General features: G+C 63.9%; 28 protein-coding genes. 16 read left to right on the top strand and 12 right to left on the bottom strand.

Going from position 1 to position 25,472, the window contains the following annotated elements:
• Window position 1 precedes the first annotated feature (1 nt).
• Together GJ695_RS15720 and GJ695_RS15715 are read left to right on the top strand one after the other, a co-directional pair.
• Complete coding sequence (locus GJ695_RS15720) at window positions 2–1,558, top strand: dienelactone hydrolase family protein (protein ID WP_154366277.1); 1,557 nt, start codon at window positions 2–4, stop codon at window positions 1,556–1,558.
• Between the two features lie 75 nt (window positions 1,559–1,633).
• Complete coding sequence (locus GJ695_RS15715) at window positions 1,634–2,011, top strand: HPF/RaiA family ribosome-associated protein (RefSeq protein WP_154358751.1); 378 nt, start codon at window positions 1,634–1,636, stop codon at window positions 2,009–2,011.
• A 22-nt stretch (window positions 2,012–2,033) separates the two neighbouring features.
• Here GJ695_RS15715 and GJ695_RS15710 read toward each other — a convergent pair whose 3' ends face one another.
• On the bottom strand, window positions 2,034–2,813 hold the full coding sequence (locus GJ695_RS15710) for a helical backbone metal receptor (protein ID WP_154366274.1): 780 nt from the start codon (window positions 2,811–2,813) through the stop codon (window positions 2,034–2,036).
• 128 nt (window positions 2,814–2,941) lie between these two features.
• On the opposite strand from GJ695_RS15710, the gene GJ695_RS15705 reads away from it, so the two are divergent.
• Window positions 2,942–3,913 (top strand): GGDEF domain-containing protein, encoded by a 972-nt coding sequence (locus GJ695_RS15705; protein WP_154366272.1) that lies wholly within the window; start codon window positions 2,942–2,944, stop codon window positions 3,911–3,913.
• On the opposite strand, the gene GJ695_RS15700 is transcribed toward GJ695_RS15705, so the two are convergent.
• Window positions 3,914–4,528 (bottom strand): DUF5610 domain-containing protein, encoded by a 615-nt coding sequence (locus tag GJ695_RS15700; protein ID WP_154366270.1) that lies wholly within the window; start codon window positions 4,526–4,528, stop codon window positions 3,914–3,916.
• A 61-nt stretch (window positions 4,529–4,589) separates the two neighbouring features.
• Here GJ695_RS15700 and sbcB point away from each other — a divergent pair, with 61 nt between their 5' ends.
• A complete protein-coding gene (sbcB, locus tag GJ695_RS15695) occupies window positions 4,590–6,032 on the top strand; it encodes an exodeoxyribonuclease I (RefSeq protein ID WP_154366268.1) in 1,443 nt (480 codons plus the stop codon).
• A gap of 93 nt (window positions 6,033–6,125) precedes the next feature.
• Here sbcB and pyrF read toward each other — a convergent pair whose 3' ends face one another.
• Window positions 6,126–6,944: an orotidine-5'-phosphate decarboxylase gene (gene pyrF / locus GJ695_RS15690; RefSeq protein ID WP_166455200.1), complete on the bottom strand. Its 819-nt coding sequence runs from the start codon at window positions 6,942–6,944 to the stop codon at window positions 6,126–6,128.
• 95 nt (window positions 6,945–7,039) lie between these two features.
• On the opposite strand from pyrF, the gene GJ695_RS15685 reads away from it, so the two are divergent.
• Window positions 7,040–7,801 (top strand): SDR family NAD(P)-dependent oxidoreductase, encoded by a 762-nt coding sequence (locus GJ695_RS15685; RefSeq protein ID WP_154366266.1) that lies wholly within the window; start codon window positions 7,040–7,042, stop codon window positions 7,799–7,801.
• Window positions 7,802–8,089: 288 nt separating this feature from the next.
• Window positions 8,090–8,482, top strand: a complete 393-nt coding sequence (locus GJ695_RS15680) for a VanZ family protein (protein WP_154366264.1) — start codon at window positions 8,090–8,092, stop codon at window positions 8,480–8,482.
• On the opposite strand, the gene GJ695_RS15675 is transcribed toward GJ695_RS15680, so the two are convergent.
• Entirely contained in the window at window positions 8,436–8,651 is a 216-nt protein-coding gene (locus GJ695_RS15675; RefSeq protein ID WP_154366262.1) for a hypothetical protein, read from the bottom strand. The genes GJ695_RS15680 and GJ695_RS15675 overlap by 47 nt on opposite strands.
• A gap of 137 nt (window positions 8,652–8,788) precedes the next feature.
• Here GJ695_RS15675 and GJ695_RS15670 point away from each other — a divergent pair, with 137 nt between their 5' ends.
• Window positions 8,789–9,184, top strand: coding sequence for a hypothetical protein (locus GJ695_RS15670; RefSeq protein ID WP_154366260.1), 396 nt, complete (start codon window positions 8,789–8,791; stop codon window positions 9,182–9,184).
• On the opposite strand, the gene GJ695_RS15665 is transcribed toward GJ695_RS15670, so the two are convergent.
• Entirely contained in the window at window positions 9,181–10,071 is an 891-nt protein-coding gene (locus GJ695_RS15665) for a TraB/GumN family protein (protein WP_229260501.1), read from the bottom strand. The two genes, GJ695_RS15670 and GJ695_RS15665, sit on opposite strands and share 4 nt — an antisense overlap.
• A gap of 146 nt (window positions 10,072–10,217) precedes the next feature.
• The gene (locus tag GJ695_RS15660; RefSeq protein ID WP_154366256.1) at window positions 10,218–10,985 is read right to left on the bottom strand and encodes a substrate-binding periplasmic protein; all 768 of its coding nucleotides are present in this window, start codon (window positions 10,983–10,985) and stop codon (window positions 10,218–10,220) included.
• A 61-nt stretch (window positions 10,986–11,046) separates the two neighbouring features.
• On the opposite strand from GJ695_RS15660, the gene GJ695_RS15655 reads away from it, so the two are divergent.
• Both GJ695_RS15655 and GJ695_RS15650 read left to right on the top strand, forming a co-directional pair.
• Window positions 11,047–12,054, top strand: coding sequence for an LLM class flavin-dependent oxidoreductase (locus GJ695_RS15655; RefSeq protein WP_154366254.1), 1,008 nt, complete (start codon window positions 11,047–11,049; stop codon window positions 12,052–12,054).
• Between the two features lie 114 nt (window positions 12,055–12,168).
• The gene (locus GJ695_RS15650; RefSeq protein ID WP_154366364.1) at window positions 12,169–13,320 is read left to right on the top strand and encodes an MFS transporter; all 1,152 of its coding nucleotides are present in this window, start codon (window positions 12,169–12,171) and stop codon (window positions 13,318–13,320) included.
• 96 nt (window positions 13,321–13,416) lie between these two features.
• Here GJ695_RS15650 and GJ695_RS15645 read toward each other — a convergent pair whose 3' ends face one another.
• The 5 genes from GJ695_RS15645 to GJ695_RS15625 all read right to left on the bottom strand — a co-directional run bounded on the left by GJ695_RS15645 (window position 13,417) and on the right by GJ695_RS15625 (window position 16,677).
• Window positions 13,417–13,878, bottom strand: a complete 462-nt coding sequence (locus GJ695_RS15645) for a hypothetical protein (protein WP_229260502.1) — start codon at window positions 13,876–13,878, stop codon at window positions 13,417–13,419.
• Window positions 13,875–14,699: a hypothetical protein gene (locus GJ695_RS15640; protein WP_229260503.1), complete on the bottom strand. Its 825-nt coding sequence runs from the start codon at window positions 14,697–14,699 to the stop codon at window positions 13,875–13,877. Before GJ695_RS15640 ends, GJ695_RS15645 begins: the two co-directional genes overlap by 4 nt.
• A complete protein-coding gene (locus GJ695_RS15635) occupies window positions 14,699–15,490 on the bottom strand; it encodes a hypothetical protein (protein ID WP_154366252.1) in 792 nt (263 codons plus the stop codon). Before GJ695_RS15635 ends, GJ695_RS15640 begins: the two co-directional genes overlap by 1 nt.
• A gap of 47 nt (window positions 15,491–15,537) precedes the next feature.
• Window positions 15,538–16,047, bottom strand: a complete 510-nt coding sequence (locus GJ695_RS15630; protein ID WP_154366250.1) for a DUF6160 family protein — start codon at window positions 16,045–16,047, stop codon at window positions 15,538–15,540.
• 120 nt (window positions 16,048–16,167) lie between these two features.
• The gene (locus tag GJ695_RS15625) at window positions 16,168–16,677 is read right to left on the bottom strand and encodes a DUF6160 family protein (RefSeq protein WP_154366249.1); all 510 of its coding nucleotides are present in this window, start codon (window positions 16,675–16,677) and stop codon (window positions 16,168–16,170) included.
• Between the two features lie 449 nt (window positions 16,678–17,126).
• Between GJ695_RS15625 and GJ695_RS15620 the strand changes: the two genes are divergently transcribed.
• Genes GJ695_RS15620 through GJ695_RS15595 form a run of 6 tightly spaced genes read left to right on the top strand, consistent with a single transcriptional unit; the run spans window position 17,127 to window position 22,749 of the window.
• The gene (locus tag GJ695_RS15620; RefSeq protein WP_154366247.1) at window positions 17,127–17,894 is read left to right on the top strand and encodes a C39 family peptidase; all 768 of its coding nucleotides are present in this window, start codon (window positions 17,127–17,129) and stop codon (window positions 17,892–17,894) included.
• Window positions 17,895–17,930: 36 nt separating this feature from the next.
• Window positions 17,931–18,944: a transporter gene (locus GJ695_RS15615; RefSeq protein ID WP_154366245.1), complete on the top strand. Its 1,014-nt coding sequence runs from the start codon at window positions 17,931–17,933 to the stop codon at window positions 18,942–18,944.
• On the top strand, window positions 18,944–20,560 hold the full coding sequence (locus GJ695_RS15610; protein WP_154366243.1) for an OmpP1/FadL family transporter: 1,617 nt from the start codon (window positions 18,944–18,946) through the stop codon (window positions 20,558–20,560). Before GJ695_RS15615 ends, GJ695_RS15610 begins: the two co-directional genes overlap by 1 nt.
• 20 nt (window positions 20,561–20,580) lie before the next feature.
• Complete coding sequence (locus GJ695_RS15605) at window positions 20,581–21,123, top strand: DUF2059 domain-containing protein (RefSeq protein ID WP_154366241.1); 543 nt, start codon at window positions 20,581–20,583, stop codon at window positions 21,121–21,123.
• The gene (locus tag GJ695_RS15600) at window positions 21,120–22,100 is read left to right on the top strand and encodes an AraC family transcriptional regulator (protein ID WP_154366239.1); all 981 of its coding nucleotides are present in this window, start codon (window positions 21,120–21,122) and stop codon (window positions 22,098–22,100) included. Before GJ695_RS15605 ends, GJ695_RS15600 begins: the two co-directional genes overlap by 4 nt.
• Before the next feature lie 4 nt (window positions 22,101–22,104).
• Window positions 22,105–22,749, top strand: a complete 645-nt coding sequence (locus GJ695_RS15595; protein WP_229260504.1) for a cyclic di-GMP-binding domain-containing protein, MshE-related — start codon at window positions 22,105–22,107, stop codon at window positions 22,747–22,749.
• A 79-nt stretch (window positions 22,750–22,828) separates the two neighbouring features.
• Here GJ695_RS15595 and GJ695_RS15590 read toward each other — a convergent pair whose 3' ends face one another.
• Window positions 22,829–24,445: a M28 family peptidase gene (locus GJ695_RS15590; RefSeq protein WP_154366235.1), complete on the bottom strand. Its 1,617-nt coding sequence runs from the start codon at window positions 24,443–24,445 to the stop codon at window positions 22,829–22,831.
• 102 nt (window positions 24,446–24,547) lie between these two features.
• Between GJ695_RS15590 and gluQRS the strand changes: the two genes are divergently transcribed.
• A complete protein-coding gene (gene gluQRS / locus GJ695_RS15585; RefSeq protein WP_154366232.1) occupies window positions 24,548–25,459 on the top strand; it encodes a tRNA glutamyl-Q(34) synthetase GluQRS in 912 nt (303 codons plus the stop codon).
• Window positions 25,460–25,472 lie beyond the last annotated feature (13 nt).

The following is a 25,472-nucleotide window of genomic DNA, read 5'->3' as shown; positions in this document are numbered from 1 at the left end:
TATGCGCAACCTCCTGCTTGTCCTGCTGTTTGGCGTCGCCGCCCAGACCAGTTCCGCCGCCGGCCCCGCATTTCCAGGCGGGCCTGGCCGGTATGCAGTGGGTCTGCGCGTGATCCAGCTGTACGACCGCTCGCGCGCCTATCCGAACAGGATCGACCTGGTCACCGGCATGCCGGCGCAAGGCGAGCGCGCGCGGCCGCTGCAAGCGTTACTTTGGTATCCGGCCGAGAAGCAAGGCGCGGCGATCCATTACGAAGACTACCTGCGCAGCGCCGCCACCGAGGAACAGTTCAAGCGCACGGACGCGGAGGTGGGCAAGGCCGTCGCCACCTACCTGCAGGACAACTATCCGAACCTGGACGCGCAGCAAGGCAAGGCCGCGCTGGCGCAGACCATGCTGGCCCGGCGCGACGCGCCGCCGCTTGCCGGCAAGTTCCCGATCGTGATCTACGCGCCCGGCTCCAGCGCCACCGCCTACGACAACGCCGACCTGTGCGAATACCTCGCCAGCCAGGGCTATCTGGTGATCGCCAGCGCCAGCACCGGCATGCACACGCGCAGCATGAGCATCGATCTCGACTCGGCGGAATCGGAAGCGCGCGACATCTCCTTCCTGCTCGGCTACGCCGCCACCCTGCCGCAGGCCGACGACAGCCACGTGGCCGCCATGGGCTACAGTTTCGGCGGCCTGGCCAACGTGCTGGCCGCCGCCAGGGACGACCGCATCACCGCGCTGGTGTCGCTGGACGGCTCGGTACGCTACTTCCCCGCCATCGTGCAGCAGGCGGCCTACGCGACGCCGGAACGGCTGGCGTTGCCCATGTTGTACCTCGGCGGCAAGCCCTACACGGCCGAGCTGATGAACCGCATCAAGCAGGTGCCGACCTACAGCCTGATGAACCAGATGAAGTTCTCGGAGCTCTACAACGTCACCATGTACACCATGGAACACGCAGCCTTCCAGTCGGAGTCACTGCGGCTGGGGCCGGAGCCGCGCTTCGGCGAATACTCGCGCGACGAAGCCACGCTGGCGCATGGCTGGATGGGCCGCTACGTGCTGGCCTTCCTGAATGCCTACCTGCGCAACGACGACGCCGCGCTGGCCTTCATGAACAACAAGCCGGCGGCCAACAGCGTGCCGGCCCACCTGCTGGCGGTCGACGTGCACCACGCCGAAGGCGAACCGCCGACGCTGACCACCATGGCCAGCCGGTTCGCGCGTCACGGACATAAAGACCTGGCCGGCATCTACCGCGACATGCATCAGCGCGATGCCAGCTTCAAGCCGGACGAGCGCGGCCTGATCGCGTGGGGCGAGAAATTCCTCGACGTGAATCGCTACCCGGAGGCAATTGAAATTTACCAGTTGACCACCAGCCTGTATCCGGACAGCGGACGCGCCATGTTCTATCTCGCCATGACCTATGAGCGGCACCACGACAACGCTCTGGCGCTTGAGGCCTACCAGCGCGTGCTGGGCTTCTGGCCCGACATGGCGGAAGCCAAACAAAGCATCGCCAAGCTGAAGACTGCGGAAAAAGACGGCCAGATCAAGTAGGCGTTAGGCAATTAACGCCCACTTAAGCCTGGAAGGAGTAAGATAGTCTCGCAGTCCAACAACAGGAGCAAGCGTATGCAAATCCAAATCAATACAGACAAAACCGTCGATCGTCAAGCAGGCCTGGACGACCATGTGCAATCTGTCGTGAGCAATGCCCTCCACCGCTTCGGCGAGCAAGTCACCCGCGTCGAAGTCCATCTCAGCGACAACCTGGGCCAGAAATCGGCCGATGGCGATAACCGCTGCCTGATGGAGGCGCGTCTCACCGGCCTGCAACCGATCGCTGTCAGCGACCACGCTGCCACCCTGCATCAGGCAATCAGCGGCGCCACCGAGAAACTCAAGCGCGCCATCGAAACCGCCGTGGGCAAGCTGAACGCCCACAAACGCCATGCCGACGGCACCGGCGCCGTCTCGGCCGCCCTGGTGGCCGACGCGGAAGAAGAGTAATCCCCAGCGCGGGGGCCGGCGCTCAACTTTGCGCCAGCTCCCGCAAATACCGTAAGCCTTGCAGCGAACGGCTGCCATACCACGACATCATCTCGCCATCGACCAGCAGCACCGGCTTGCCGATCTGGCGTTCCAGCACTTCCGCATGGGCCTCGGTAAAGCGATACGGCTCGCTCGACAACAACACACCATCGATGCTGTCGATCAGTTCGCGCGACCAGCGGAATTCCGGATAGCGCTCTTGCCCCAGCTCCGGCACGCTCCAGCCGATTTCCTCCAGCATGCGCGCGATGTAGGTGTCGCGTGAAATCGTCATCCACGGATCCTGCCACACGCAGTACAGCATGGTTTGCGGCGGCCCTTTCGGCGCGGCCTTGAGCAGCGTATATTCCGCCTCGAACGCCGCGCACCAGTCGGCGGCCTGCTGCGCGCGGCAGAACACGCCGCCCATCAGCCGCGCCAGTTCGACGTTGTCGTGCGGCCGCAAGGGATGGGTGACCACCAGGTGCGGCACGAATTCGGCCAGCGCATCGGCGGTCGGCTTTTCGTTCTCGTCGATATTCAGCACCACGTGCGTTGGCGCCAGCTGGCGGATCTTGTCCAGGTTGACGTCCTTGGTGCCGCCCACCTTCGGAATATCCTGCACCACATCCCATGGATGGATGCAGAAACCGGTGCGCCCCACCACCTGCGCGGCCAGTCCCAGGTCGCACAGCAGTTCGGTAATCGACGGCACCAGCGACACGATCCGCGCGTCCGGCGCGGGTTGATGCACGGTGCCCAGCGCGTCGGTATAAGCCATGTTGTATCCCATCGGTTGCAATGCCGTATTGAACCATAAAACAGGGTGAAATCTGGTTCGTCATGAGCGTTTTCGGCTATGATAAATAAAGAACTATTGATTGCCTTTTGGCATCCTGAGAGACACCCTTGAAAGAAATCAGCACATTCGGCTCATCGAGCTACCGGATCAGCGACTTGCAGTTACTGCGCAACTCCGACGAAGACGATGCCGCCATCGCCAGGCTCCTGGCCCGTTGCCCGATCATGCTGCTGGACGCCGGCGACGCCGTGACCGAATCGAACCGCGCACGCCTGTACATCCTGCTGCGCGGCACACTTTCCGTCACCAACGACACCCGCACCGGCATGGCCGACGGCACCGTCAGCAAGATTCTGCCGGGCGAAAGCGTGGGTGAACAGTCGGTGCTTGACGAGGAAGCCAATCTGGCCAGCATCAGCGCGCTGGAGGAAAGCGAAGTGCTGGTGGTCGAGGCCGACATTGTCTGGCAACTGATCGACGAATCGAATGTGCTGGCGCGTAACCTGCTGCGCCTGCTGTCGTTCCGCATCCGCGCCGCCAACGCGCAGTTGCGCCGGCGCCAGAAGCTGGGCGAGTTCTACCGCCAGCTGTCGATGGTCGACGGCCTGACCGGCCTGTGCAACCGCGCCTGGCTCAACGACCTGCTGCCGACCATGGTGGCGACCGCGCATGCCTCATCGTCGCCGCTGGCGCTGATCATGATCGATCTGGATCACTTCAAGCAATTCAACGACAGCCACGGTCACCAGGCCGGCGACGAAGCGCTGCGCGCGGCCGCGCAGGTGTTGAGCGGCGCGCTGCGGCCGACCGACTTCGCGGTGCGCTACGGCGGTGAGGAAATGATGGTGCTGTTGCCCGATACCAGCGACAAGGTGGCGCTGTCGGTGGCGGAACGCTTGTGCGAACGGATGCGGCAGGCCAAGGTGTTTGCCGATATGCGCCAGCCGCTGCCGCATATCACCGCCTCGTTTGGCGTGGCGGTGCTGCGGCCGGATCAAAACGAACACGACCTGATCGCCACCGCCGACGCGGCGCTGTACCGCGCCAAGGAACTGGGCCGCAACCAGGTGGTGGCGTAGTTACGCGGCGGCCTTGTCGGTCGCTTTGGCGGTGGCGGTGGCCGTCGTGGTGGAGGTGGCGGTAGCGGCGGCATCGTCCGCCTTCGGCGTGTGCGCGGCAACGAAGTCGGCGTAGCCCTTCTGCACCAGTTCGTAGGTCTTGTCGATGTTGCTGGCAATGTCGCCGTTCAGCACATTCAGGCCTTGCAGCACATCGCGCGCCTCCTTGAAGCCCTGGTCCATGCCTTTTTTGATGGTGTCCATGAACTTGGTGAGCAAGGCGCCTTCGTCCTCGCCCGGGTGCTGCTGCTTGTAGGCTTCGAAAAATCCCGTCGACAAGGATACAATGCGGCCGGCGGTGCCTTCCGGGGTATTATCCTGCGACATGGCGTTTTGAATCGCGTTGTCGCCGAAATCGCTTTTGAGCGCTTCGTTGATGCCGGTGAGCGCGGTTTTCAGCACCACCGACATCGGATCGTTCGCTGAGCTGATCGACACCGACAGCGAAGCTTGCACGATGGAAGCGTTGAGTTCCGCCTTCGCCTTGGCAGCCACGGACACCGGCTTGTCGTCCTTGGACTGGACTGGCGTGGCGGTGTTGGTACTGCTTGAAGTAACCGATACGGGAGTAGCCATGATGTTGCTCCTCTGTGAACATGCTGAATTATCGGCAGTTTTTTAAATAACTGTAGCACTTATGACTAATCAGACCTTTCTCTGGCACGACTACGAAACCTTTGGCGCCATGGCACGCCGCGACCGCCCGGCGCAATTCGCCGCGATCCGCACCGATGCCGAGCTCAACGAGATCGGCGATCCGATCATGTTGTATTGCAAGCCCGCCAATGACTTCTTGCCTGATCCGCAATCTTGCCTGATCACCGGCATCACGCCGCAGCAGTGCCTGGAATGGGGCGTGCCGGAGCACCAGTTCGCCGCCACCATCGAGAAAGCGTTCTCGCAGCCGGGCACCATCGGCGTCGGCTACAACACCATCCGCTTCGACGACGAGATCACCCGCTTCATGTTCTGGCGCAACCTGATCGACCCGTATGCGCGCGAATGGCAAAACCAGTGCGGCCGCTGGGATCTGCTCGACGTGGTGCGCATGACCTATGCGCTGCGTCCGGAAGGCATCAACTGGCCGACCAAGGAGGACGGCAAGCCCAGCTTCAAGCTGGAAGACCTGGCCCGGGCCAACGGCCTGCTGCACGAGTCGGCGCACGATGCGCTGTCCGACGTGCGCGCGACGATTGCGCTGGCGCGCCTGATCCGCCAGCACCAACCCAAGCTGTTCGACTTCTGCTTCGCGCTGCACAAGAAGGACCGCGTGGCCGACGAGATCGGCATGCACCTGGCGCCGAATCTGCGCGCGCCGTTCCTGCACGTGTCCGGCATGTTCCCGGCCGAGCGCGGCTGCATCGCGCTGGTCTACCCGCTCGGCACGCATCCGACCAACAAGAACGAGATCATCGTCTGGGATTGTTCATACGATCCGAGCGAGCTGTACACGCTGGATGCGGAAACCATCCGCACCCGCATCTTCACCCGCAACGATGCGCTGCCGGAAGGCATGACGCGTCTGCCGGTGAAAAGCATCCACCTGAACAAGTCGCCGATGCTGGTGTCGAATCTGAAGACGCTGTCGCCGGCGATGCAGGCCAAGTGGGGCATCGACCTGGAACAAGGCAAGGCGCACGCGGCGATTGCCGCCGCCGGCCGCGACCTTGGCGCCATCTGGGACGAAGTGTTCTACCGCCCGGCCGGCCAGCCGCTGGATGTGGATGAGGATTTGTACAACGGCTTCATCAGCAAGGACGACCGCCGCCTGCTCGACACGCTGCGCAAGGAATCGCCGGCGCGGCTGGCGGTGGCCTCGCCATCGTTCAGCGATGCGCGGCTGGGCGAACTGCTGTTCCGCTACCGCGCCCGCAACTTCCCGGAAACGCTGTCGGAAACCGAGATGGAGCACTGGGAACAGCACCGCGCCGCGCGCTTCTACGAAGGCGCCGGCGGCGCCCGCACCATCGACGACTTCTTCGCCGAAATCGACGAGCTGCAACAGCACGCCGACGAGCGCGCCGAACAAATCCTCGCCGACCTCTACGAATACGCCGAGCTGGTAGCCCCGGCCCAATAATCCGGGGTCAGGTCCCCCATTTCTACACGAGCTCTGCCGTAGCCGCGCATACGGCAGAGCTCGTGTAGAAATGGGGGACCTGACCCCGGAGTTTTAGCGGTATTGGTTGATGGCGTTGCGCGTTTCTTCGGCAACGCGGCGGGCGGCGGTGGCGAAGTCTTCGCCGGCTTGCGGCGCCGCGTACAGGATCGCGCGCGACGAGTTGATCATCATGCCGGCGCCGTTGGCCGTGCGGCCCGACGTCACCGTGGCCGCGATGTCGCCGCCCTGCGCGCCGATGCCCGGCACCAGCAGCGGCATGTCGCCGACAATCGCGCGCACCTGCGCCAGTTCTTCCGGGAAGGTGGCGCCCACCACCAGCGCGCACTGGCCGTTGCTGTTCCACTTCTCCGCCACCAGGCGCGCCACGTGCTGGTACAGCGGCTTGCCGCCCACGTCCAGGAACTGCAGATCCGAACCGCCAGGGTTCGAGGTGCGGCACAGGATGATCACCCCACGCTCGCTCCACTCCATGTACGGCTCCACCGAATCCGAACCCATGTAGGGATTGACGGTCACCGCGTCGGCGCCGTAGCGGTCGTAGGCTTCGCGCGCGTACTGGCGCGCGGTGGCGCCGATGTCGCCGCGCTTGGCGTCGAGGATCAACGGAATGTGCGGATAGTGTTCGCGCACATAGGCGCAGATGCGCTCCAGCTGGTCTTCCGCGCTCAACGCCGCAAAATAGGCGATCTGCGGCTTGAACGAGCACGCCAGGTCGGCGGTCGCGTCGATGATCTCGCGGCAGAAGTTGTAGATGCCTTGCGGATCGTTCTGGAACTGGGCTGGCAGCTTGGCCAGGTCCGGGTCCAGGCCCACGCACAGCAGGGAGTCGTTGGCCGTCCAGGCGGCGGATAATTTGTTAATAAAAGTCACGACGGCTCCCGAATGAAAATTGCAAACCCTCTATTGTAACCTGCCCATAAGCCCCTGTTAAAATTTGGCTTCACCATCCACGAAAGCTCACACCCATGAAATTATCCCAAAAAGTCGCGATCGTGACCGGCGCCACGCAAGGCATCGGCCTGGCCTGCGCCCAGCGCATGATCGCTGAAGGCGCCCAGGTCATGCTGGTGGATATCAAGCCGGAAGGCGCCGACGCCGCCACCGCGCTGGGCGAAAACGCCCGCTTCTTCGCCGCCGACGTCAGCCAAAAGGCGGATGTCGACGCCATGGTGGCCGCCACCCTGGCCGCCTTCGGCCGCATCGACATCCTGATCAACAACGCCGGCGTCACCCACGCCGCCAACTTCCTCGACGTCTGCGAGGAAGATTTCGACCGCGTCATGCGCATCAACCTGAAGTCGATGTTCCTGTGCGGCCAGGCCGTGGCGCGCGTGATGGTCAAGCAGCAGGGCGGTTCGATCATCAATATGTCCAGCGTCAACGCCGAGCTGGCGATCCCGAACCAGGTGCCCTACGTGGTGTCCAAAGGCGCGATCAACCAGCTGACCAAGGTGATGTCGCTCAACCTCGTCGAGCACGGCATCCGCGTCAACGGCATCGGTCCCGGCACCATTTTGACCGAGCTGGCCAAGAAAGCCGTGATGGCCAGCCCGGAATCGCGCCACACCATCTTGTCGCGCACGCCGATGGGGCGCTGCGGCGAACCGGAGGAAGTGGCGTCGATCGCGGCCTTCCTGGCCAGCGACGACGCCAGCTACATGACCGGCCAGACCCTGTACGTGGACGGCGGCCGGTTGGCGCTGAACTACACCGTGCCCGTCAAATGAGAGAGTTATGCCCTAGCCTGATGTCTGGTATCTGAAAGAACAATTAGACACCGATCTGGCGACGCAGCATAATTACACCTGTCTCCACTATTCTCCTCCAAGAAAATAGTTTTAAGCCCGCTCCAGTCAGCGGGCTTTTTTTTTGCGCGCTGTCATGACGGCGTAACAAACGCTGCCTATACTGGTCACATCTTAAGTACATGCAACCGATAGGCATGACTCAAGAAAGGTGCACCGGAGTCCGGTGCACCACTCCCCCTTTTTTGCAGTGCATGGTATTGTTTCCTCATGCTCAAGCAACTACTCCTCACCGCCTCCCACGCCCGTCTCCGCTACTGGACCGCCATCGTGCTGTATCTGCTGATCCTGATACTCGGCTCGATTCCCGGCGCCCGCCAGGACATCGGCGAAGTCGCCTCCGGCGTTATCCTGCATTCGCTCGCCTACGCCGGACTGACCTTCCTGATCTTCACCGGCGGCAGCGGCACGCCGTCGCAGCGCGCCGGCAAGGCCGTGCTCACCATCGCCGCCATGGGCGCGCTGGACGAATGCGTGCAAAGCTTTTTCCCGTATCGCCACGGCGCCGTGTCGGACTGGCTGGTGGACTGCACCGCCGCCATGCTGACGGCCGCCGTCATGTGGGCTCTCTGGAGTCGCTATCGCACCCTTCCGGCTGACTGACTTCGCCGGTTGCCAGCTCGACGTCCATGCGCATTTCCTGCAACTGCTCGGCCTTGGCCACGCGTACCAGGCCATGCAGTGCGTGGAGGAAGAAATGCCGGCTGCGGGTGTCGCCGCAGGTGGCATCAATTAGCTCTTCGATAATAGTATCTGTCACGCGTGTCAACATATCGATATCCTTTAAAGTGATACCGAACAATTATTGCGTGTAGGTAGCATCATTCAATTGATGTACATCAATCGAGCGCTTAGGTAAGGGAACAATGCGGCCAGACGCGCCTCTGAGCATATTTTAGGGAGGCGACAATGACGAAGACCACCGTATTGACCATGGCGCTCTGCCTGCTTGCCGCGACAGGCTGCGCGGACAAGATGACGCAGGACAGCAGCAGCGCCTCCACCATGCCGGGCCCCAGCCCGCAATCGGCGCCGACCGCCGCGACGACAATGCCAACGTCCACCACCTATGGCGTGGTGCAGGCCATCGACCAGCTGCAGCGTCAGGACGTGGGCCTGAGCGCGATGGGCGCGGCCGGCGCGGCGGCGGCCGGCGGCAACATGGGCTCGCCGACCGACAAGGTCTACCGCGTCACGGTCCGCCTGGACGACGGCAGCAGCCAGATGGTGGTCGAAGAATCCATGCCCAGCTACAAAATCGGCGACCGCGTCCGCTACGGCAACGGCCGCGTGCAGGCGTATTAATAGAGCTGTTCGACCTGGTAGCCGCGCCGCTTGAGCAACTGCGGCAAGCCATCGTCGCCCACCAGATGCAGCAGGCCGACGCCGACAAACGCCACCTGGTCCTGCTGCATGATGCGCTCGATGTTGGCCGCCATCTCCGGATTGCGCTTGCCGAGCAGCACACGGTTCATGAAGCCGGCCGAGATGCTGTCGCCGCTGGTGGCGGTGTGCCACGCGGCCTGGATGCCGCTGCGGTCGGCAACGCTCCACGCTTCCAGTAGCGCCTGCGAACGCTTCAGCGAATCGCCGTCGGCCAGGTCGGCCAGGTTTTCCAGCAGATACTGCTCCTGCTGGTGCGCGTCCAGCGAGTCGAACAGGCTCAGTTGATAGTCCGCGCTTTCCAGTTCGCGCACCGTCTTCTCCTGCTTCTGCGCGGCGGCCAGCAGCGCGAACTCCACCGCCTGGCTGCGCTGGTAGCCGTTCTTGTCCAGCTCCGCGCCGACCAGCAGGTTGGCGATCAGCCACGGCTTGTATTGCTGCACCGACGCCAGCGAAATGCCGGCGCGCGCCAGCGCCTGCACGGTCTTGTCCAGCGTGGCGGGCGTCAAATGGTTCTGGACGCTGTCGCCTTCCGCATAGCGGCCATAGCGCGTCAGCGCCACCTGGAACGCCTTGTCTTCGCGGATATCCAGTTCGATCACCAGCGCCTTGGAGTCGAGCAGCGCGCGCGCAGCCACCTCGTCCAGCGGGTAGGCGCCGTCGCGGCCGACATGGACCGTGCCATACAGATAACTGGTTTTGCCGTCATGCGTCACCCGGTACAGCTGGCCCCGATGCTGGGCCGAGGTTTCCAGCGTGCCGGCGGCGAGCACAGCCTGGCAACAAGCCAGCAGGAGAGCAAACAACATACCGGATTTCATCGCGCGTGCCATAGAATTAATATTTACATTGGAATAAAAACAGAATAAGGCGAACGCCTCACCGTTTTTCAATAGTAATTCAGGACTACGCGCTGCCAGACAGTATTTTTAAAAACCGTCGGAAAAATAAAACATTATTTAAGGCGATTCTGATAAGTGCTGATTATTTTGCTCACACTTCCGTCTTTAACCAGCAGATCAATTGCCTTATTCACCTCGTCCAGCCGCACACGCCCCTGTGGCGACACGGCGCACCGGGCCTTGTAGCTTTTGATCACAAAAGGCGGATATAATGATAGTTTCTCGCCAACCTTGAGATAATAATCAAGCGTGCTTTGCTGGGTAATAGCATGATGCAAACGCCCGGCCGCCATTTTACGGAGATTACCCGATGACGAATGGCCATCATCACGGACAAAACCCGATCCCAGTTTCTCCAATTCGGGATAATAATATCCCAACACAGTTGCAACGGGTTGTCCGGCAATATCCTGGAGTTTATGTGGCTGGGGAATGGAGGTATCGGTCACCAGCACTTCGGCGACCGGGAAAAAGCCCTTGGACCACTCAAACTTGCCTGGCAGCCAGGACGGCAGATACAGGCAGATCACATCGGCCTGGCCGGCCTCCATCGCCATGGCGATGCGCTTGCGCGGCAATAGCAGAAAGCTGGCTTCGCGCCCCAGCCTGGCGGCCAGCGCCTCGCCCAGCTGCTTGTGAAAGCCGTCCACCAGATGGTTATCGCGGAAAGCGGCCATCGGCATCTCGGTGCCGGTGTCGACCGCGACCACCAGCGGCGGTGGCGGGATGGCGACGGCGGAGGGGGACGCCGCGGTCATAGCCGCGGCAATCAGGGCCTGCCCTGCACGCTTGGCCCAATCTGTGTATGCTTGTCTATCCATTTAGAAAGATTATACCCACACACTTTCAATGGGCATGTGATTACTTGAGAGACCTGCACCCATGATTCCATTCTCCATCCTCGACCTGTCCCCTATCGCCGAAGGCAGCAATGCGTCGGCCTCGTTCCGCAACACGCTCGACCTGGCGCAGCACGGCGAACGCTGGGGCTACCAGCGCTACTGGCTGGCCGAACACCACGGCATGCCCGGCATCGCCAGCGCCGCCACGGCGGTGGTGATCGCCCACGTGGCCGGCGGCACCAGCACCATCCGCGTGGGCGCCGGCGGCATCATGCTGCCGAACCATTCGCCGCTGGTGATCGCCGAGCAGTTCGGCACGCTGGAAGCACTGTTCCCCGGCCGTATCGACCTCGGCCTGGGCCGCGCGCCCGGCTCCGACCAGACCACCGCGCGCGCCCTGCGCCGCAACCTCGACAGCGACGCCGACGCCTTCCCGCAGGACGTACTGGAGCTGCAGGACTATTTGTCCGACCATTCGCGCCAGCGCGTGCTGGCCGTGCCGGGCAACGGCGCCAAGGTGCCGCTGTGGATACTTGGCTCCAGCACCTTCGGCGCGCAGTTGGCGGCGCATCTCGGCTTGCCGTTCGCGTTCGCCTCGCACTTCGCGCCGCAGATGATGCAGCAGGCGATGGCGCTGTACCGCGCCAACTTCCAGCCGTCGGCGCAACTGGCCAAGCCCTACGTGATGCTGGGCTTTAACGTGTTCGCCGCCGACACCGACGAAGAAGCGCACTTCCGCGCCACCTCGATGCAGCAGGCCTTCGTCAACCTGCGCACCGGCCGCCCGTCCAAACTGCCGCCGCCGCAAGCGGGCTACCTCGAATCGCTGGGCATGCCCGAACGCGCGATGCTGGACTCGGTGCTGTCGTGCACCGCGATCGGCTCGCCGGCCACCGTCAGCCGCCAGCTGCAGGACTTCATCGCCCGCACCGGCGCGGACGAACTGATGATCACCTCGCAGATCTACGACCATGCACAGCGCCTGCGCTCCTACGAGATCACCGCCGAGGTGCGGCAGGCGCTGGCGCGCGAGCAGGCCGGCCTGTAAAAAACGGCGCACGCGCAGCAGCAATTCTTCATGCCCTGTAAAATTGCCGCCCTTCCAAATTTTCAGGAGCATGACGTGAGCCAGTCCCACGCCCAGCAAGATCTTTCACCCGGCATGGTCTGGCTGTTCGCCATCGCGACAGGCCTGATTGTCGCCAACCTGTATTACGCGCAAACGCTGATCGGCCCGATCAGCCGCGCCACCGGTCTCGACCCGGGCGCGGCCGGCCTGATCGTCACGCTGACGCAGATCGGCTACTGCATCGGCCTGCTGTTCATCGTGCCGCTGGGCGACTTGCTGGAGAACCGGCGACTGATCGTCATCGCCCTGCTGGTGACGGCGGTGGCCTTGCTGGCCGCGTCGGTGACCAGCAGCGCCAACCTGTTCCTGTTTGCCGCGCTGTGCATCGGCCTGGGTTCGGTGGCGGCGCAGATCGTGGTGCCGTTCGCGGCGCACCTGTCCCGGCCTGAAACGCGCGGCAAGACTGTCGGCAAGGTCATGAGCGGCCTGCTGATGGGCATCATGCTGGCGCGTCCCGTGGCCAGCCTGGTGGCGGACGCGCTGGGTTGGCATGCGATCTTCGTGCTGTCGGCGATCACCACGGCGGCGCTGGCCTTCCTGCTGCGCGCGCGGCTGCCGCAGCGGCAGCCGGAGGGCGGCATGCACTACTTCGTCCTGCTCGGTTCGATGTGGCACCTGCTGAAAGCGACGCCGGTGCTGCGCCGCCGCGCGGCCTACCAGGCCTGCATGTTTGGCGCGTTCAGCCTGTTCTGGACGTGCGTGTCGCTGGAGCTGACCGGGCCGTACTTCCAGATCAGTCAGACCGGCGTGGCGATTTTTGCGCTGGTGGGCGTGGCCGGGGCGATTGCGTCGCCGATTGCCGGTCACCGGGCGGACCAGGGCAAGAGCCGTTCGACCACGCTGGTGGCGTTGTTGCTGGGTGTGCTGGCGTTTGCCATGCCGCTGCTGATCCACGGCAGCCGGCTGCTGGATCTGGGCGTGCTGGTGCTGACTTCGATCATCCTGGATATGGGCGTGTCGGCCAATCTGGTGACGGGGCAGCGGGCGATTTTTGCGTTGCCGGCGGAGATACGCAGCCGCCTGAATGGCTTGTACATGGCGCTGTTCTTCATGGGCGGCGCGATCGGTTCATCGCTGGGCGGCTGGATGTTCGCCGCGCACGGGTGGACGGGGGTGCTGTGGACAGGACTCGCGTTTCCGCTGATCGCATTGTGCGTGTTTGCCACGGAAACCCGCAAACCGTAGGGTCAGACCCCGCAGGGGTCTGACCCTTGGCTGGCCGTGCGGGGTAAAACGCAGCCTCCAACTGAGCGCCGAAACCGGGGCCGCCGTCCTCCGCTATCAGTGCCCCCAGAACCGCACCTGCCCCTGCAGCGACACCGTGCCGTTGATGTTGACGCTGCCCAGGTTGCCCGTCACCGGCGCGCTGGGGTCGTTCTGCACACTCAGCGATTCGAAGCCGAAATTGGTGTAGCGCACATATCCCGGCAGCCCAATCGCAATATAGTCCCCGCCCCCATCACTGCGCGTCTGCACGCCCAGGTTCACAGTGAACATATCCACCGTCCCCCGCACATTCTTGAACACGATGTAGCGATTCTGCCCGCCGCCGCTGAACCCCAGCGACAAGCGGCTATCGCTCACCGCCCCCACCAGCGTCGGATCATTCAGCACCACGTGCGCCGCAAAGCTGATGCCGTCGCCGCCGCTGACCTTGGCCAACTCCACATCATCCAGCGCCCGCAACTCGCCCGCCCGCGCCACGCCGGCCCACAGCAGCAAGCACAGCACGCGCTTCATCATTGCTTGAACTTGATATCAAGGTACTGGATCTGGATCGATCCAATCCGCGACGAACCGAGATCCACCGTCGGCTGTCCCGGACTCACAAACGAAATATTGTCCACCACGATGCTGCCCGCCGGCGCCTGTCCGCTGCCATAGCGCGCATCCGGCCAGTCGATGCCAATGTGCAGGCGCGGCCCGGACTCGTCATTCAACGCATTGATCACCGCCGGCTGCGACGCCACATTCGCGATCTGCCACGCGCCGCCATCCGCGCCGCCAAGATGAATGCCGCTCAACACCATCGCCTCGGTCGCATCATCACGCCCGCGCGGCTGGAACGACAGCTGCGCGATATCCATCTTCAACGCCGCGCCGAACGCGATGCCGTCATTCACCTGCGGCGTGGTGAACTGCAAGCCGCCGCCCGTCAGCACCAGATCCTTGACCACCACGCTGCCCTGCTCCCGCACCACGCCGTTGGCGCCGACGCCCCAGTCATACGCCATCTGCCAGCGCTGCTCGGCATTGGCGTTCAAGGGAAACGCGATATTGATCACGTCCGCCAGGCCGGACGCACCCGGCACAATATCCAGCCGGAACGGATCGGAAAACGGCAACAGACTGTCGCTGCGCGACGCGCTGAATTTTTCCACATACAGGCTGGCGCCGTTCGGCGCGGTGTAGCTGACGCGCGCATCGCCGCTCATGGCGAAGCCGTTCAGATCGAAGCTGACGCCATCGCGTCCGCGCACCGCCGACAGGGCGCTGTCGCTCAGCGGTTCCATCGCGCCAGCCGACGACATCACCATCAATAAGCCCAGCAGCGCGCGCCGCATCAGCGTCCCTTCGGCAGGTTGGGCGGCGTGATGCCGCTGGTGTTCAGGGCCTGCAATTTGTCGCGCCAGTTCAGCCACACGCCGGCCTGCGCTGGATCGGACGCCGGCAAGCCCGCCGCCGTCGGGAACTGCACGCCGGTCTTCAGCAACGACACCCAGAAATCACGGCTGCCGCCGCTGGCGTCGCCCGCTGTCACGCCGCCCAGCTGCGACAGCGTCAGGCACGGCGCCGTGCATGCGCCATCCCAGCGCTTGCCACCGAGCGCATCGGTGCGCGAGTCCAGCACCAGCGTGCTGCCGTCGGCCGCCGTGCCGGTCACGCGCATCGAGCCGGACAGGGTCTTGACCTGCAAACCGATATCGCCGCTGATCGACTCGAAGCCGAAGCGCAGGCCGATCGCCTCGCGCGAGGCGCCGTCGGCGGCGTTCTTGTAGACGAATTCAAAATACGGATTACTGATCTGCACCAGGCGCTGCGCCTCGGTGCCGTCGCTGCGGCCGAACTGCATCAGCGGGATATCCAGATCCGCGCCGCCGCCGTTGCGCAGCGAATAGCTGTACTCGCCCAGCCGCATGTTGCGGATGTTGGCGCTCAGCGAAATGTCGGCGTCCAGCGCGACCTTGCTGAAGTCGTAGCCGCCCAGGCTGGTGTTGGTGAGCGTGACCAGGCCCTGTCCGCGCGTGTCGGACAGTTCGTCTTCGCTCATGGGCTGCATCTGTGCCGACGCCGCGTGCATGCCGCACAGCAGCGCCGCGCCCGACAGCAGCCGGCGCAATGTGGTGAAAGTCATGATGGGGGAAACGGCGGTCCGGGTCGGGACCGCCGCCGCTCAACCGATTAGTGAGCGAAGATCCACACGGTGGTACCGCGCATATCGATCTGGTTCAGGGCGACCGAGCCGAACGAGGCGGTGCTGTTGCCCATCTTGATCGCGTCCACCGACACGTTCAGGTAGTGGCCGTCGGCCACCACGGTTTGCGGAATGGCGATCTGCACCACGTCGCCGCCGGTGGTTTTGTTGTAGAACGTGCCCGAATCGGTCACGCCGGCAGCGCCGGCAGCCATCAGGAACGAGTTCTTCGACAGGATGTCGATGTTGGCGGCGATCAAGCCGTTGACCTTGATGCCGTTGAACGAGACCGAACCGCCGCCCAGGCCGTTGGCGTCGAGCGCATCGGTGTCGGTATAGGTGAAGGAATTGATCTTGATGTTCAGGTTGGCGGCGATCGAGACGCCGTCCTGGCCGCTGACGGTGCTCAGTTCGGCGTCCTGAATCGGGGTCATGGCCGAGGCCGAGAATGCCAGGGTTGCCAGGGCTGCAGCTGCTGCGGTTTTGATGAGTTGCATGGTTCCGTCTCCGTGAATTGTTATGATTTTTTTGATACTGCGGGAACCATCTTAGGGTCCCGCAGCTGCTACCGTCCATGACTGCTCAGGCCAAGCAACAGGCCTGGCGAGCCGCCGGGATCAGTGCGCGAAGATCCACACGGTGGTGCCGCGCATGTCGATCTGGTTCAGGGCGACCGAACCGAACGAAGCGGTGCTGTTGCCCATCTTGATCGCGTCGACCGACACGTTCAGGTAGTGGCCGTCGGCCACCACGGTTTGCGGAATGGCGATCTGCACCACGTCGCCGCCGGTGGTCTTGTTGTAGAACGTGCCCGAATCGGTGACGCCGGCGGCGCCGGCCGCCAGCAGGAAGGAGTTGCGCGACAAGATGTCGATGTTCGCAGCGATCAGGCCGTTGACCTTGATGCCGTTGAACGACACCGAACCGCCGCCCAGGCCGTTGGCATCGACCGCGTCGGTGTCGGTGTAGGTGAAGGAATCGATCTTGATGTTCAGGTTGGCAGCGATCGATACGCCGTCCTGGCCGCTGACGGTGCTCAGCTCGGCGTCCTGGATCGGGGTCATGGCCGAAGCCGAGAAGGCGATGGTTGCCAGGGCTGCTGCCAGTGCGGTTTTGATGGTTTGCATGTGCTATCTCCGGTGTTGTGGTTGGTTTGGGGGTGCTACAAATCTTAATATTTGACTATTAATTAAATTAATCATATGAGTCGCCGCCGCAACGGGTCCAGCTTGCCGCGCTGACCGCGAAAGCCAACCACACGGCCTTGAGAGCCAGCAGAGTGAAGCGGCTGTTGCAGGCATGTCGCACCGGTCTTGCGCGCGATACCATACCTTTCAAGGCAAAACCTAGAGTCACATTTCTAAAAAAGAAGCTGCGACTGACGGTATGTTCATGCGTTAATAAATTACAAAAATGAAAAGACGAGTTGCCGCTTAAATAAAGCACGACCGTACTAATCTAGATAGTGGAGACAAGCATGAAAACGACAACGGGGCGCCCGACGCCTCTGGGCGGCGCTCAACCCGCCGCTTTATACCGGACCTTTTTTACGCGCGCACGCGTGAAGGGCTAGCCCATGCTGATGCTACTGCTGGGCGTGGTGGCCGCCCTCATCGGCGGCGCCGGTGTCCTGTCCCGACACGAACCGCAGGACCGGCCGCAGGGCCAGTTCGAGATGCCGCAAACGCTGCTGGGCGGCGGCGCCTATGTGCAATCGGTGCGGATGGAGCCGTACTCCGAGCTCAAGTACAAACACATCGTGCGCCAGGCCTTCGACTACAGCTGCGGCTCGGCCGCGCTGGTCACCATCCTCAACTACCACCTCGGCGTGATGGTCAACGAACAGCAGGCCATGGAAGGCATGCTGGACAAGGGCGAGAAGGACAAGATCATCGAGCGCCGCGGCTTTTCGCTGCTCGACATGAAGCGCTACGTCGGCTCCATCGGCCTGTCCGGCGCCGGCTTCAAGGCCGCGATCAAGGATCTGCAAACGCTGACCGAACCGGCCATCGTGCCGATCGACTACGGCGGCGCCAAGCACTTCGTGGTGCTGCGCGGCATCCGCGACGGCGTGGTCTACATCGCCGATCCGTCGGCCGGCAACATCGTCTTCTCGGTCGAGGAATTCGCCCGCTGGTGGGACAAGAACACCCTGTTCATCATCTCGCCGGCCAAGGGCCGGCAGCCGCGCGGCGACCTGGCGCTGACCGACCAGGAACTGGGCGTGGTCGACATGGACCGCGTGACCGGCAAGGGCCGCCAGGAAGCGCTCAGCAACAGCGCCCTGCTCCTGATGCGCGCCGTCAATTCCGGCGCCGCCGGCACCTGGATGCACCGCAATTAATCCCCTCAGCGCAATCACTCTCACAAGGAAGCCGATATGATGTTTCGTACCATCCCCTTTGCCGTCGCCGTGGCGCTGACCGCGACGCCAGTCCTGGCCCAGGAAACCACCCAGCCTGCCGCCCCCGCCACGGCGGACGCCGCGCGCGACGCGCTGGCCAAGAAGGAAGGCGAAGGCGACCAGAGCGCGCTGCTCAAGCAGACCCTGACCGCCGTCGACAAGCAATACTCGCTGATCCGCCGCGGCCAGATGTCGCTGACCTACGACCTGAGCTACAGCTACGTGGGCGAAGACCGCATCGTCACCGACATCGCCAACGGCAACGCCACCCTGTTCAACATCGAGAACAACAACTCGCACACGGTCACCAACACCTTCTCCGCCGATTACGGCGTGCTCAACAACCTGACCGCCAACCTCACCCTGCCGCTGATCTCGCGCTACGCCGACACGGCGGCGCGCAGCGGCATGTCCAACTCGCTGGGCGACATCGGCGTCGGCGCGCGCTGGCAGCCGTTCGAGGCGCACCGCGACACGCCCAACCTGACGCTGATCAGCAGCGTGCGCCTGCCGACCGGCCGCAGCCCGTTCAAGATCATCGCCGGCAGCGGCGAAGCGACCGGCAGCGGCGTCGGCGCGCTGACCATGGGCCTGAACGTCAACAAGATCGTCGACCCGGTCGCGCTGTTCGGCTCGCTCAACTACACGGTCAGCGCGCCGGCCAAGGACTTGTGGCAGATCAACGGCTCGCGCATCCTGACCCGCGTGCAGCCCGGCGGCAGCTTCGGCTTCGGCATGGGCTTCGCGTATGCGCTGTCGTATGGCATCTCGACCACCGTGTCGTTTCAGGAAGCGATTTCGGCCGGCTCCAAGCTGCGCTTTGCCGACGGCCTGGAAGCCAAGACGCATATGCAGACCTCCGGCATTCTCAACCTGGGCCTGGGCTACCGCATCTCGCCCAAGACCACCATCAACTTCTCGGTCGGCATCGGCGTCACGCCGGACTCGCCTAACATGGTGGTGGGCATGAACCTGCCGTTGAGCTTCTGATGCCACGCCGCCTCGCCATCGCGGCCGCCGTCGCCGGCACGCTGGGTACACTCAGTACCTTCAGCCTGCCGGCGCGCGCCGCGCTGACCGAAAACCTCACCACCAGCGTGGTCGCGATGGCGATGGGGAATGCGGTGACCGCCGACCCGCCGGGCATCCAGTCGATCCACTTCAACCCGGCCGGGCTGGCGCGCATGACCGGCGACAGCGAAAGCATCCACAACTTCGTGGCCTCGATCCGCACCAGCGCCAGCTTCACGCCGGGCCAGGGCTTCGACGTCGGCGGCTGGCGCGAGGATCCGCTGTCCAACACCTCCACCGGCCCGGTGCGGCAGATCATGTACGTGCCCGGTTACGGCATGCCCGGCTGGCGGCTGCCGGCGGTGGCCGTGCCCGGCATCGGCATGTCGTGGAATAAGGCCGGCTCGCCGTGGACCTTCGCCACCGACAGCTACATGGCGCAGGCGATGAGCCTGGACCGCACCACCGATCCCAACGATCCCGGCCAGTACCAGGGCCGGCAATTGCAGATCCAGCGGCTGGTGTACGCCGCGCCGTCGGTCGGCTACAAGTATTCCGACACGCTGCGCTTCGGCGTGGCGGTGCCGATCGCCCACGCGGCCTTCGTGGTCGACACCAATATGCGCTTCCCCAATGAGCTGTTGGGCGTGTTCGGCCAGCTGCAAAAAGGCTGGTGCCCGGAAGACGGCGGCAACATCATCGACGTGTTCGGCTTCGGCGTGTGCGGCGGCGGCAAGGACGGCATGGTCAGCCCGTTCAAGAAGGCGGCCAATATGCGGGTGGAACTGACCTCGCCGTTCGATCCGACCATCAACTTCGGCGTGCTGTGGGAACCGTCGCCCAGGTTCGCCATCGGCGCGGTGTACCAGGGCGGCTCGAAAACGCACTACACCGGCAACTACGTGTTCACCACCGAACCCATGCTGCGCAACTTCGTGCGCGGCATGAACGCCAGTCTGCTGGGGCCGATCGCCGGCGCGGTGCTGGGTTTTCCCTCCTCGATACCAGCCGAGCAGAAGGGCAATATGAGCGCCACCATTCCCTTCCCCGCGCACCTGCAGGTGGGCATCAAGCTCAAGCCGGTGAAATACGTGCAGCTCAACGTCGACGCCAGCTATGCGCGCTGGAGCGAATGGGACGCGCTGCGCTTCCAGTTCGACCAGAGCATCAAGCTGCTGGAGGTGGCGCGGCTGTACGGCATTCCGGATTCGGGCAAGCTGGTGATCCCGCGCGGCTACAAGAGCGTGGTCAACTTCGCCTACGGCTTGCAGCTGAATCCGCTGGAGCGGCTATCGATCCGCCTCGGCTACGAGCCACGCAAGAGCTCGGTCCCGGCAGACAAGATCGACCTGCTGGCGCCGCTGCCGGACACCAAGCTGCTGAGCGCCGGCATCGGCTTCAAGCTCAACAAGAATACCGACATCAACATCACCGGCTCCTATATGACCGGCAAGTTCAACGCGCCGGCCAACACCAGTTGCAATATGAACTGCAATAACTTCCTCAACATTATCTACAACCCGTATGCGGGACAGGACGTGCGCGGCGACATCCACGTCCGCTATTTCGGCTTTGAAATCAACAAGCGTTTCTGATTTATCCTGGAGGAGCACACATGAAAAAAATAACACATCAACTCGCATTGCTGACCCTGAGCGCGGCCTGCCTGGGCGCGCATGCCGCGCCGGTTTCGCCGGCCAAGCAGGCGCTGGTGGACCAGGTGTTGAAGCTGTGGAATATCGACAGCATCGGCCAGTCCATGCTGCAAGTGCCGGTGGCCGACGCGGTGCAACAGGCGCGCGCCATGCTGCAAGGCCGCGCCGCGCCCGAGAAGCGCGATGCGGCCATGAACGACATCGTCGGCGAAGCCAAGCAGTTCATGAACGAGGCCACGCCGATCACGCGCGCCAGCGCCGACAAGCTGATCCCGACCACCATCGCGCCGATGCTGGCCGAGCGCTACACGGAAGATGAACTGAAACAGCTGATCGCCATCCTCGAATCGCCGGTCAAGAAAAAGTTTGAAGCCATGGTGCCGGAAATGCAGAAAACGCTGGGCGAAGGCGTGGCGGCCGACACCCGTCCGGTGATTGATCCCAAGCTGCAGGGCCTGAAGGAAAAAATCGGCCTGCGTCTGCGCGCTGCGGTCACGCCATGACGTACTCTTCCGCCCTGCATCTGGTGCGCGGCGTGAAATCGCGCCTGGCGCAATCCGGCGTGCAAGCAGACGCGCTGTTCCACGAAGCCGGCCTGGACGAAGGCGACGGCCTGGCGTGCGACGCGCTGACGCTGTCGGACAAACTCAGCCACCTGTGGGAACTGCTGGTGCGGCAATCGGGCGATCCGCTGATCGGGCTGAAGATCTCGGCGCCGCACCGGCTCGGCTGGCTGGGCGTGATGGGCCACATCATGCTGGTGTCGCCGACGGTGCAAAGCTCGATCGAACGCTTTCAGGGCCATACGCGCGTGGGGCTGGTGCTGCCCGGTGCGCGGCGTTCGGTGCCGCAGCAGCGCTACGACTTCGTCTGGTGCGTGCTGCTGCGCTCCCTGCGCTGCGCTGCCGGACGCGACGACATCGCGCCGGTGGTGGTGGAATACAACTTCCCGACGCCGGCCAATGCCCAGGTGTACGAAGAAACCTTCGGCTGCCCGGTGCGTTTCGACATGCCGCACAACGTCATGGAATTCTCGGATACCGACCTGGTCTCCGCCCTGCCCGCCAATCCGCCGCTGATGAATGGCGGCGGCGAGCGCGTGCTGGCCTCGCTGGCGGCGGCCGAACCGCCGACCTTCAGCGCCAAGGTGCAGGCCTTGCTGGCGAGCCTGCTGCCGAAAGGTCCGCCGCACCGGGACGACGTCGCCGCGCAGATGATGATGAGCGAGCGCACGCTGCAACGTCGGCTGGCCGAGGAAGGCACCAGCTTCACCAACCTGGTCGACGACACGCGGCGCGAACTGGCGCGGCAATCGCTGAGCGCCGGCGAGCTGTCGCTGAAGATGCTCAGTTTCCAGCTGGGCTTCTCGGAACCCAGCGCGTTTTACCGCGCGTGCAAACGCTGGTTCGGCATGGCGCCGTCGGACATCCAGCATAAAAAAGGAGACAGCCATGGGATGGCTAACAAGCAATCAGAATAAATCGATGCTGGGTCAGCTTCTGGTCAAACAGAAGCTGATTACCGAAGAACAACTGACCAGCGCCATTGCGCTGCAACGCCAGACCGGTCAGCGGCTGGGCGACATCTTCGCCGAGCTGAACCTGATCACGCACCAGCACATCGAAGACGCCCTGCGCAAGCAGCGCCGGCTGCGGATGGCGGCCGCCATCGCGACGTCCCTGCTGGCGCCGCTGGAAACCTACGCCGCCACCGCCTTGCCGGCGGCCGCGCTGACCTCCAGCGCGCCCGCCACCCGCGCCCTGCGCGCGCTGAGCGAAGAAGAACTGGGCGACACCTCGGCCCAGGGCCTCAGCGACGACCTGGTCAGCGCAGTCAAAAACGCCAGGAGCAACGGCCTGGAAGTGGTGGGCGAAATGAGCAAGCTGCTCAATCCCGTGCTGGGATTCCTCGAAGCGGACACCAGCATGAAAAACGTCGTCTACGACCCGAACAAAGCCGCCGCCACCATCAACAAGGACGGCACGCTGACGTTAAGCCTGCCGTCCTCGATCGGCGAAATCGCCTTCAACAACATCCGCGTCAAAGGCACCGAAGGCAGCAGCTTCGGCAGCATCTCCATCAAAGGCATCGACCTCACCGGCACCAGCATCACCGTCGGCTTCCATTAAACCGGGGTCAGTGCCGACATTCGGACATTTGGTCGCGCGCGACCGAATGTCCGAATGTCGGCACTGACCCCGGTTTTTATTACTTGTTGCGAGGGACGGCGAAGGCGTCGCCGGCTTTCCACTCCGGCAGCTTGGCGGCGTTGGCGATCAGGCGGCCGAGATTCAGCGTGTATTGGGCGGTCTGCACCATGCCCGACAAGTCCCAGCTGGCGTCGTATTCATCGCTGACCTGGTGGTAGCGCTTGCCGTAGGCCTGGGCCTTGGCTTTCGAGCCTTCCGTATCCTTGATGTAGTCGCGGCCCGATTCGATCGAGAACGCCGGCACGCCGTTCTTGGCGAAGTTGAAGTGGTCGCTGCGGAAGTAGCCGCCCGCCAGGTCCGGCTTGGCGGCGGCGATTTGCATGCCCATCGATTTCGCCGCCGTTTCGGCCAGTTTGCCCAGCTCGGTGCGCTCGCTGCCCTGCGTGCCGATGTCGCGCGTGGCGCCGACGAAGTTCAGGCTGTCCAGGTTCAGGTTGGCCGCCGTTTTCGCCAATGGCCACAGCGGCGACGAGGCGTAGGCCGCGCTGCCCAGCAAGCCCTGCTCTTCGGCCGCCACCCACAGGAACATCTGGCTGCGCTTGGCCGGCGCCGCTTTGGCCTGCTGCGCCATCGCCAGCAAGGCTGCCGAGCCGGAGGCGTTGTCCACCGCGCCGTTGAAGATCGTATCGCCCGTATCCCCCTGCTTGCCCAGGTGGTCCCAGTGCGCGCTGTAGATCACCACTTCATCCTTCAGCTTGGGATCGGTGCCCGGCACCACGGCCGCCACGTTGAATTGCTCGACCTTGCGCACGGCCGCCTTCATCTCGCCACTCAGCCTGGCGGCCAGCGGCACCGGTTTGAAGTCCTTCTTCTCGGCGGCGGCGCGCAGCGCGTCCAGATCCTGTCCGGCGGCGGTAAACAGCGCGCGCGCCGTGTCGTCCGTCATCCAGCCTTGCAGCTGCGTGCCCAGCGTGCCGGCCGCCAGCTGGAAGCGCTCCACGCCCGACCAGCTGTTCTGGATCACGCTCCAGCCATACGACGCCGTCGGCGTGGTGTGGATCAGCAGCACGCCGGCCGCGCCCTGGCGCTGCGCTTCTTCAAATTTGTAGGTCCAGCGGCCGTAGTAGGTCAGGCCCTTGCCGTTGAAGCGGTTCGGCTGCTCGGCCGTCGGCTGCGGGTCGTTGACCATCATGACCAGGATCTTGCCCTTCAGGTCCATGCCCTTGTAATCGTTCCACTGTTCGTCCGGCGCGGTGATGCCGTAGCCGACGAACACCAGGTCCGCGTTGAAGCTGTGCGCGGCGGTCGCATCGCCCGGCGCAAACACCCAGTCCTTGCCGAAGGCGATGTCCAGCGGCTTGCCGCCCGCTTCCAGCTTCAGCGTGCTCTCGGCCGGCTGCGTCTTCACGCCAGCGATCAGCACCGGCTGGCGGAAGCTGTCGCCATTGCCCGGCTTCAGGCCCAGCGCCATGGCCTGGGTTTCCAGATACGCCACCGTCAGGTCGCCGCCGCGCTGACCGGTGCCGCGGCCTTCCAGCAGGTCGCTGGCCAAAAATTGCAGATGGGCGCGCAACGGCGCTTCCTGCACCATGGCGGTCTTGCCGGCGTCGGCGTGAACAGGGAATGCCAGCGCCAGGCTCATGGCCAGCGCGGATGCTACAAAGGATGTCTTCATTGTTATGATGTCCTGGGTCAGTGATCGATGCGGTTTTTCCGCGCGGACATTGTATGCGATTTGCCGCCGCCGTCATCCGCCCGCCGCGTTAAAATGGCGGACATGACTGCACGTATTCCCTACATCGGCCGCTTCGCCCCGTCGCCGACCGGCCCCCTGCATTTCGGCTCGCTGGTCGCCGCCATGGCCAGCTATCTCGACGCCAAGGCGCACCACGGCCAGTGGCTGCTGCGCATCGAGGACGTGGACGGCGCCCGCAACGTCGATGGCGCCGCCGAACACATCCTGGCCTCGATCCAGCGCTGCGGCATGCACTGGGACGGCGACGTCTCCTGGCAAACGCAGCGCTATCCGCTGTACCAGCAGGCACTGGAGCAACTGGGCGGCCTGGTCTATCCCTGCGGCTGCTCGCGCCGCGAAATCGCCGATTCGCAGGTGAACCTGAGCGGCCATCACACGCAGGCGCTGGTCTATCCCGGCATCTGCCGCGACGGCCTCGCGCCGGGCAAGGTGGAACGCGCGCTGCGCCTGAAAGTGCCGCAGTCGCCGCACTGCGTGCTGTCCTTCGAGGACCGCTGGGCCGGCCACTACAGCCAGGATCTGACCGTCGACGTGGGCGACTTCATCATCCGCCGCGCCGACGGCTACTGGGCCTATCAGCTGGCGGTGGTGGTGGATGACGGCGCGCAAGGCATCACCGACATCGTGCGCGGCGCCGACCTGCTCGATTCGACGCCGCGCCAGCTTTATCTGCAACAGGTGCTGGGCCTGCCGCAGCCGACCTATCTGCACGTGCCGGTGGTGGTCAACGAGGCGGGCGACAAAATGTCCAAGCAAACCGGCGCGCAAGCCTTCGATACGGGCGCCGATCCACAGGTGCTGTTGCGCGAGGCCATGCTGCCGGCCGCACGCTTCCTCGGCCTGGATATACAGGCGGAAACGATCGATGCCTTCTGGCGCGCCGCCACGCCTGCCTGGGCGCAACTATTGCAAACGCTGCCGCGCCGCCCATAAAAACGTGCGCCGC

The organism is Duganella alba (assembly GCF_009674495.1).
Classification (GTDB): Bacteria; Pseudomonadota; Gammaproteobacteria; order Burkholderiales; family Burkholderiaceae_D; genus Rugamonas; species Rugamonas alba.
This window is presented reverse-complemented; position numbering and strand designations above follow the sequence as displayed.

Bases quoted from the DNA above. Each gene is read 5' to 3' on its own strand.
- GJ695_RS15710 (WP_154366274.1), bottom strand. From the start codon at position 2,813: ATGGCTTATACCGACGCGCTGGGCACCGTGCATCAACCCGCGCCGGAC.
- GJ695_RS15605 (WP_154366241.1), top strand. From the start codon at position 20,581: ATGAAAAAAATAACACATCAACTCGCATTGCTGACCCTGAGCGCGGCC.
- GJ695_RS15620 (WP_154366247.1), top strand. From the start codon at position 17,127: ATGCTGATGCTACTGCTGGGCGTGGTGGCCGCCCTCATCGGCGGCGCC.
- GJ695_RS15655 (WP_154366254.1), top strand. From the start codon at position 11,047: ATGATTCCATTCTCCATCCTCGACCTGTCCCCTATCGCCGAAGGCAGC.
- GJ695_RS15640 (WP_229260503.1), bottom strand. From the start codon at position 14,699: ATGCGGCGCGCGCTGCTGGGCTTATTGATGGTGATGTCGTCGGCTGGC.
- GJ695_RS15610 (WP_154366243.1), top strand. From the start codon at position 18,944: ATGCCACGCCGCCTCGCCATCGCGGCCGCCGTCGCCGGCACGCTGGGT.
- GJ695_RS15670 (WP_154366260.1), top strand. From the start codon at position 8,789: ATGACGAAGACCACCGTATTGACCATGGCGCTCTGCCTGCTTGCCGCG.
- GJ695_RS15680 (WP_154366264.1), top strand. From the start codon at position 8,090: ATGCTCAAGCAACTACTCCTCACCGCCTCCCACGCCCGTCTCCGCTAC.
- GJ695_RS15630 (WP_154366250.1), bottom strand. From the start codon at position 16,047: ATGCAACTCATCAAAACCGCAGCAGCTGCAGCCCTGGCAACCCTGGCA.
- GJ695_RS15700 (WP_154366270.1), bottom strand. From the start codon at position 4,528: ATGGCTACTCCCGTATCGGTTACTTCAAGCAGTACCAACACCGCCACG.
- GJ695_RS15720 (WP_154366277.1), top strand. From the start codon at position 2: ATGCGCAACCTCCTGCTTGTCCTGCTGTTTGGCGTCGCCGCCCAGACC.
- GJ695_RS15600 (WP_154366239.1), top strand. From the start codon at position 21,120: ATGACGTACTCTTCCGCCCTGCATCTGGTGCGCGGCGTGAAATCGCGC.
- GJ695_RS15615 (WP_154366245.1), top strand. From the start codon at position 17,931: ATGATGTTTCGTACCATCCCCTTTGCCGTCGCCGTGGCGCTGACCGCG.
- GJ695_RS15590 (WP_154366235.1), bottom strand. From the start codon at position 24,445: ATGAAGACATCCTTTGTAGCATCCGCGCTGGCCATGAGCCTGGCGCTG.
- GJ695_RS15625 (WP_154366249.1), bottom strand. From the start codon at position 16,677: ATGCAAACCATCAAAACCGCACTGGCAGCAGCCCTGGCAACCATCGCC.
- GJ695_RS15595 (WP_229260504.1), top strand. From the start codon at position 22,105: ATGCTGGGTCAGCTTCTGGTCAAACAGAAGCTGATTACCGAAGAACAA.
- GJ695_RS15715 (WP_154358751.1), top strand. From the start codon at position 1,634: ATGCAAATCCAAATCAATACAGACAAAACCGTCGATCGTCAAGCAGGC.
- GJ695_RS15660 (WP_154366256.1), bottom strand. From the start codon at position 10,985: ATGGATAGACAAGCATACACAGATTGGGCCAAGCGTGCAGGGCAGGCC.
- GJ695_RS15635 (WP_154366252.1), bottom strand. From the start codon at position 15,490: ATGACTTTCACCACATTGCGCCGGCTGCTGTCGGGCGCGGCGCTGCTG.
- GJ695_RS15665 (WP_229260501.1), bottom strand. From the start codon at position 10,071: ATGTTGTTTGCTCTCCTGCTGGCTTGTTGCCAGGCTGTGCTCGCCGCC.
- GJ695_RS15645 (WP_229260502.1), bottom strand. From the start codon at position 13,878: ATGATGAAGCGCGTGCTGTGCTTGCTGCTGTGGGCCGGCGTGGCGCGG.
- GJ695_RS15675 (WP_154366262.1), bottom strand. From the start codon at position 8,651: ATGTTGACACGCGTGACAGATACTATTATCGAAGAGCTAATTGATGCC.
- gluQRS (WP_154366232.1), top strand. From the start codon at position 24,548: ATGACTGCACGTATTCCCTACATCGGCCGCTTCGCCCCGTCGCCGACC.
- GJ695_RS15685 (WP_154366266.1), top strand. From the start codon at position 7,040: ATGAAATTATCCCAAAAAGTCGCGATCGTGACCGGCGCCACGCAAGGC.
- GJ695_RS15650 (WP_154366364.1), top strand. From the start codon at position 12,169: ATGGTCTGGCTGTTCGCCATCGCGACAGGCCTGATTGTCGCCAACCTG.
- sbcB (WP_154366268.1), top strand. From the start codon at position 4,590: ATGACTAATCAGACCTTTCTCTGGCACGACTACGAAACCTTTGGCGCC.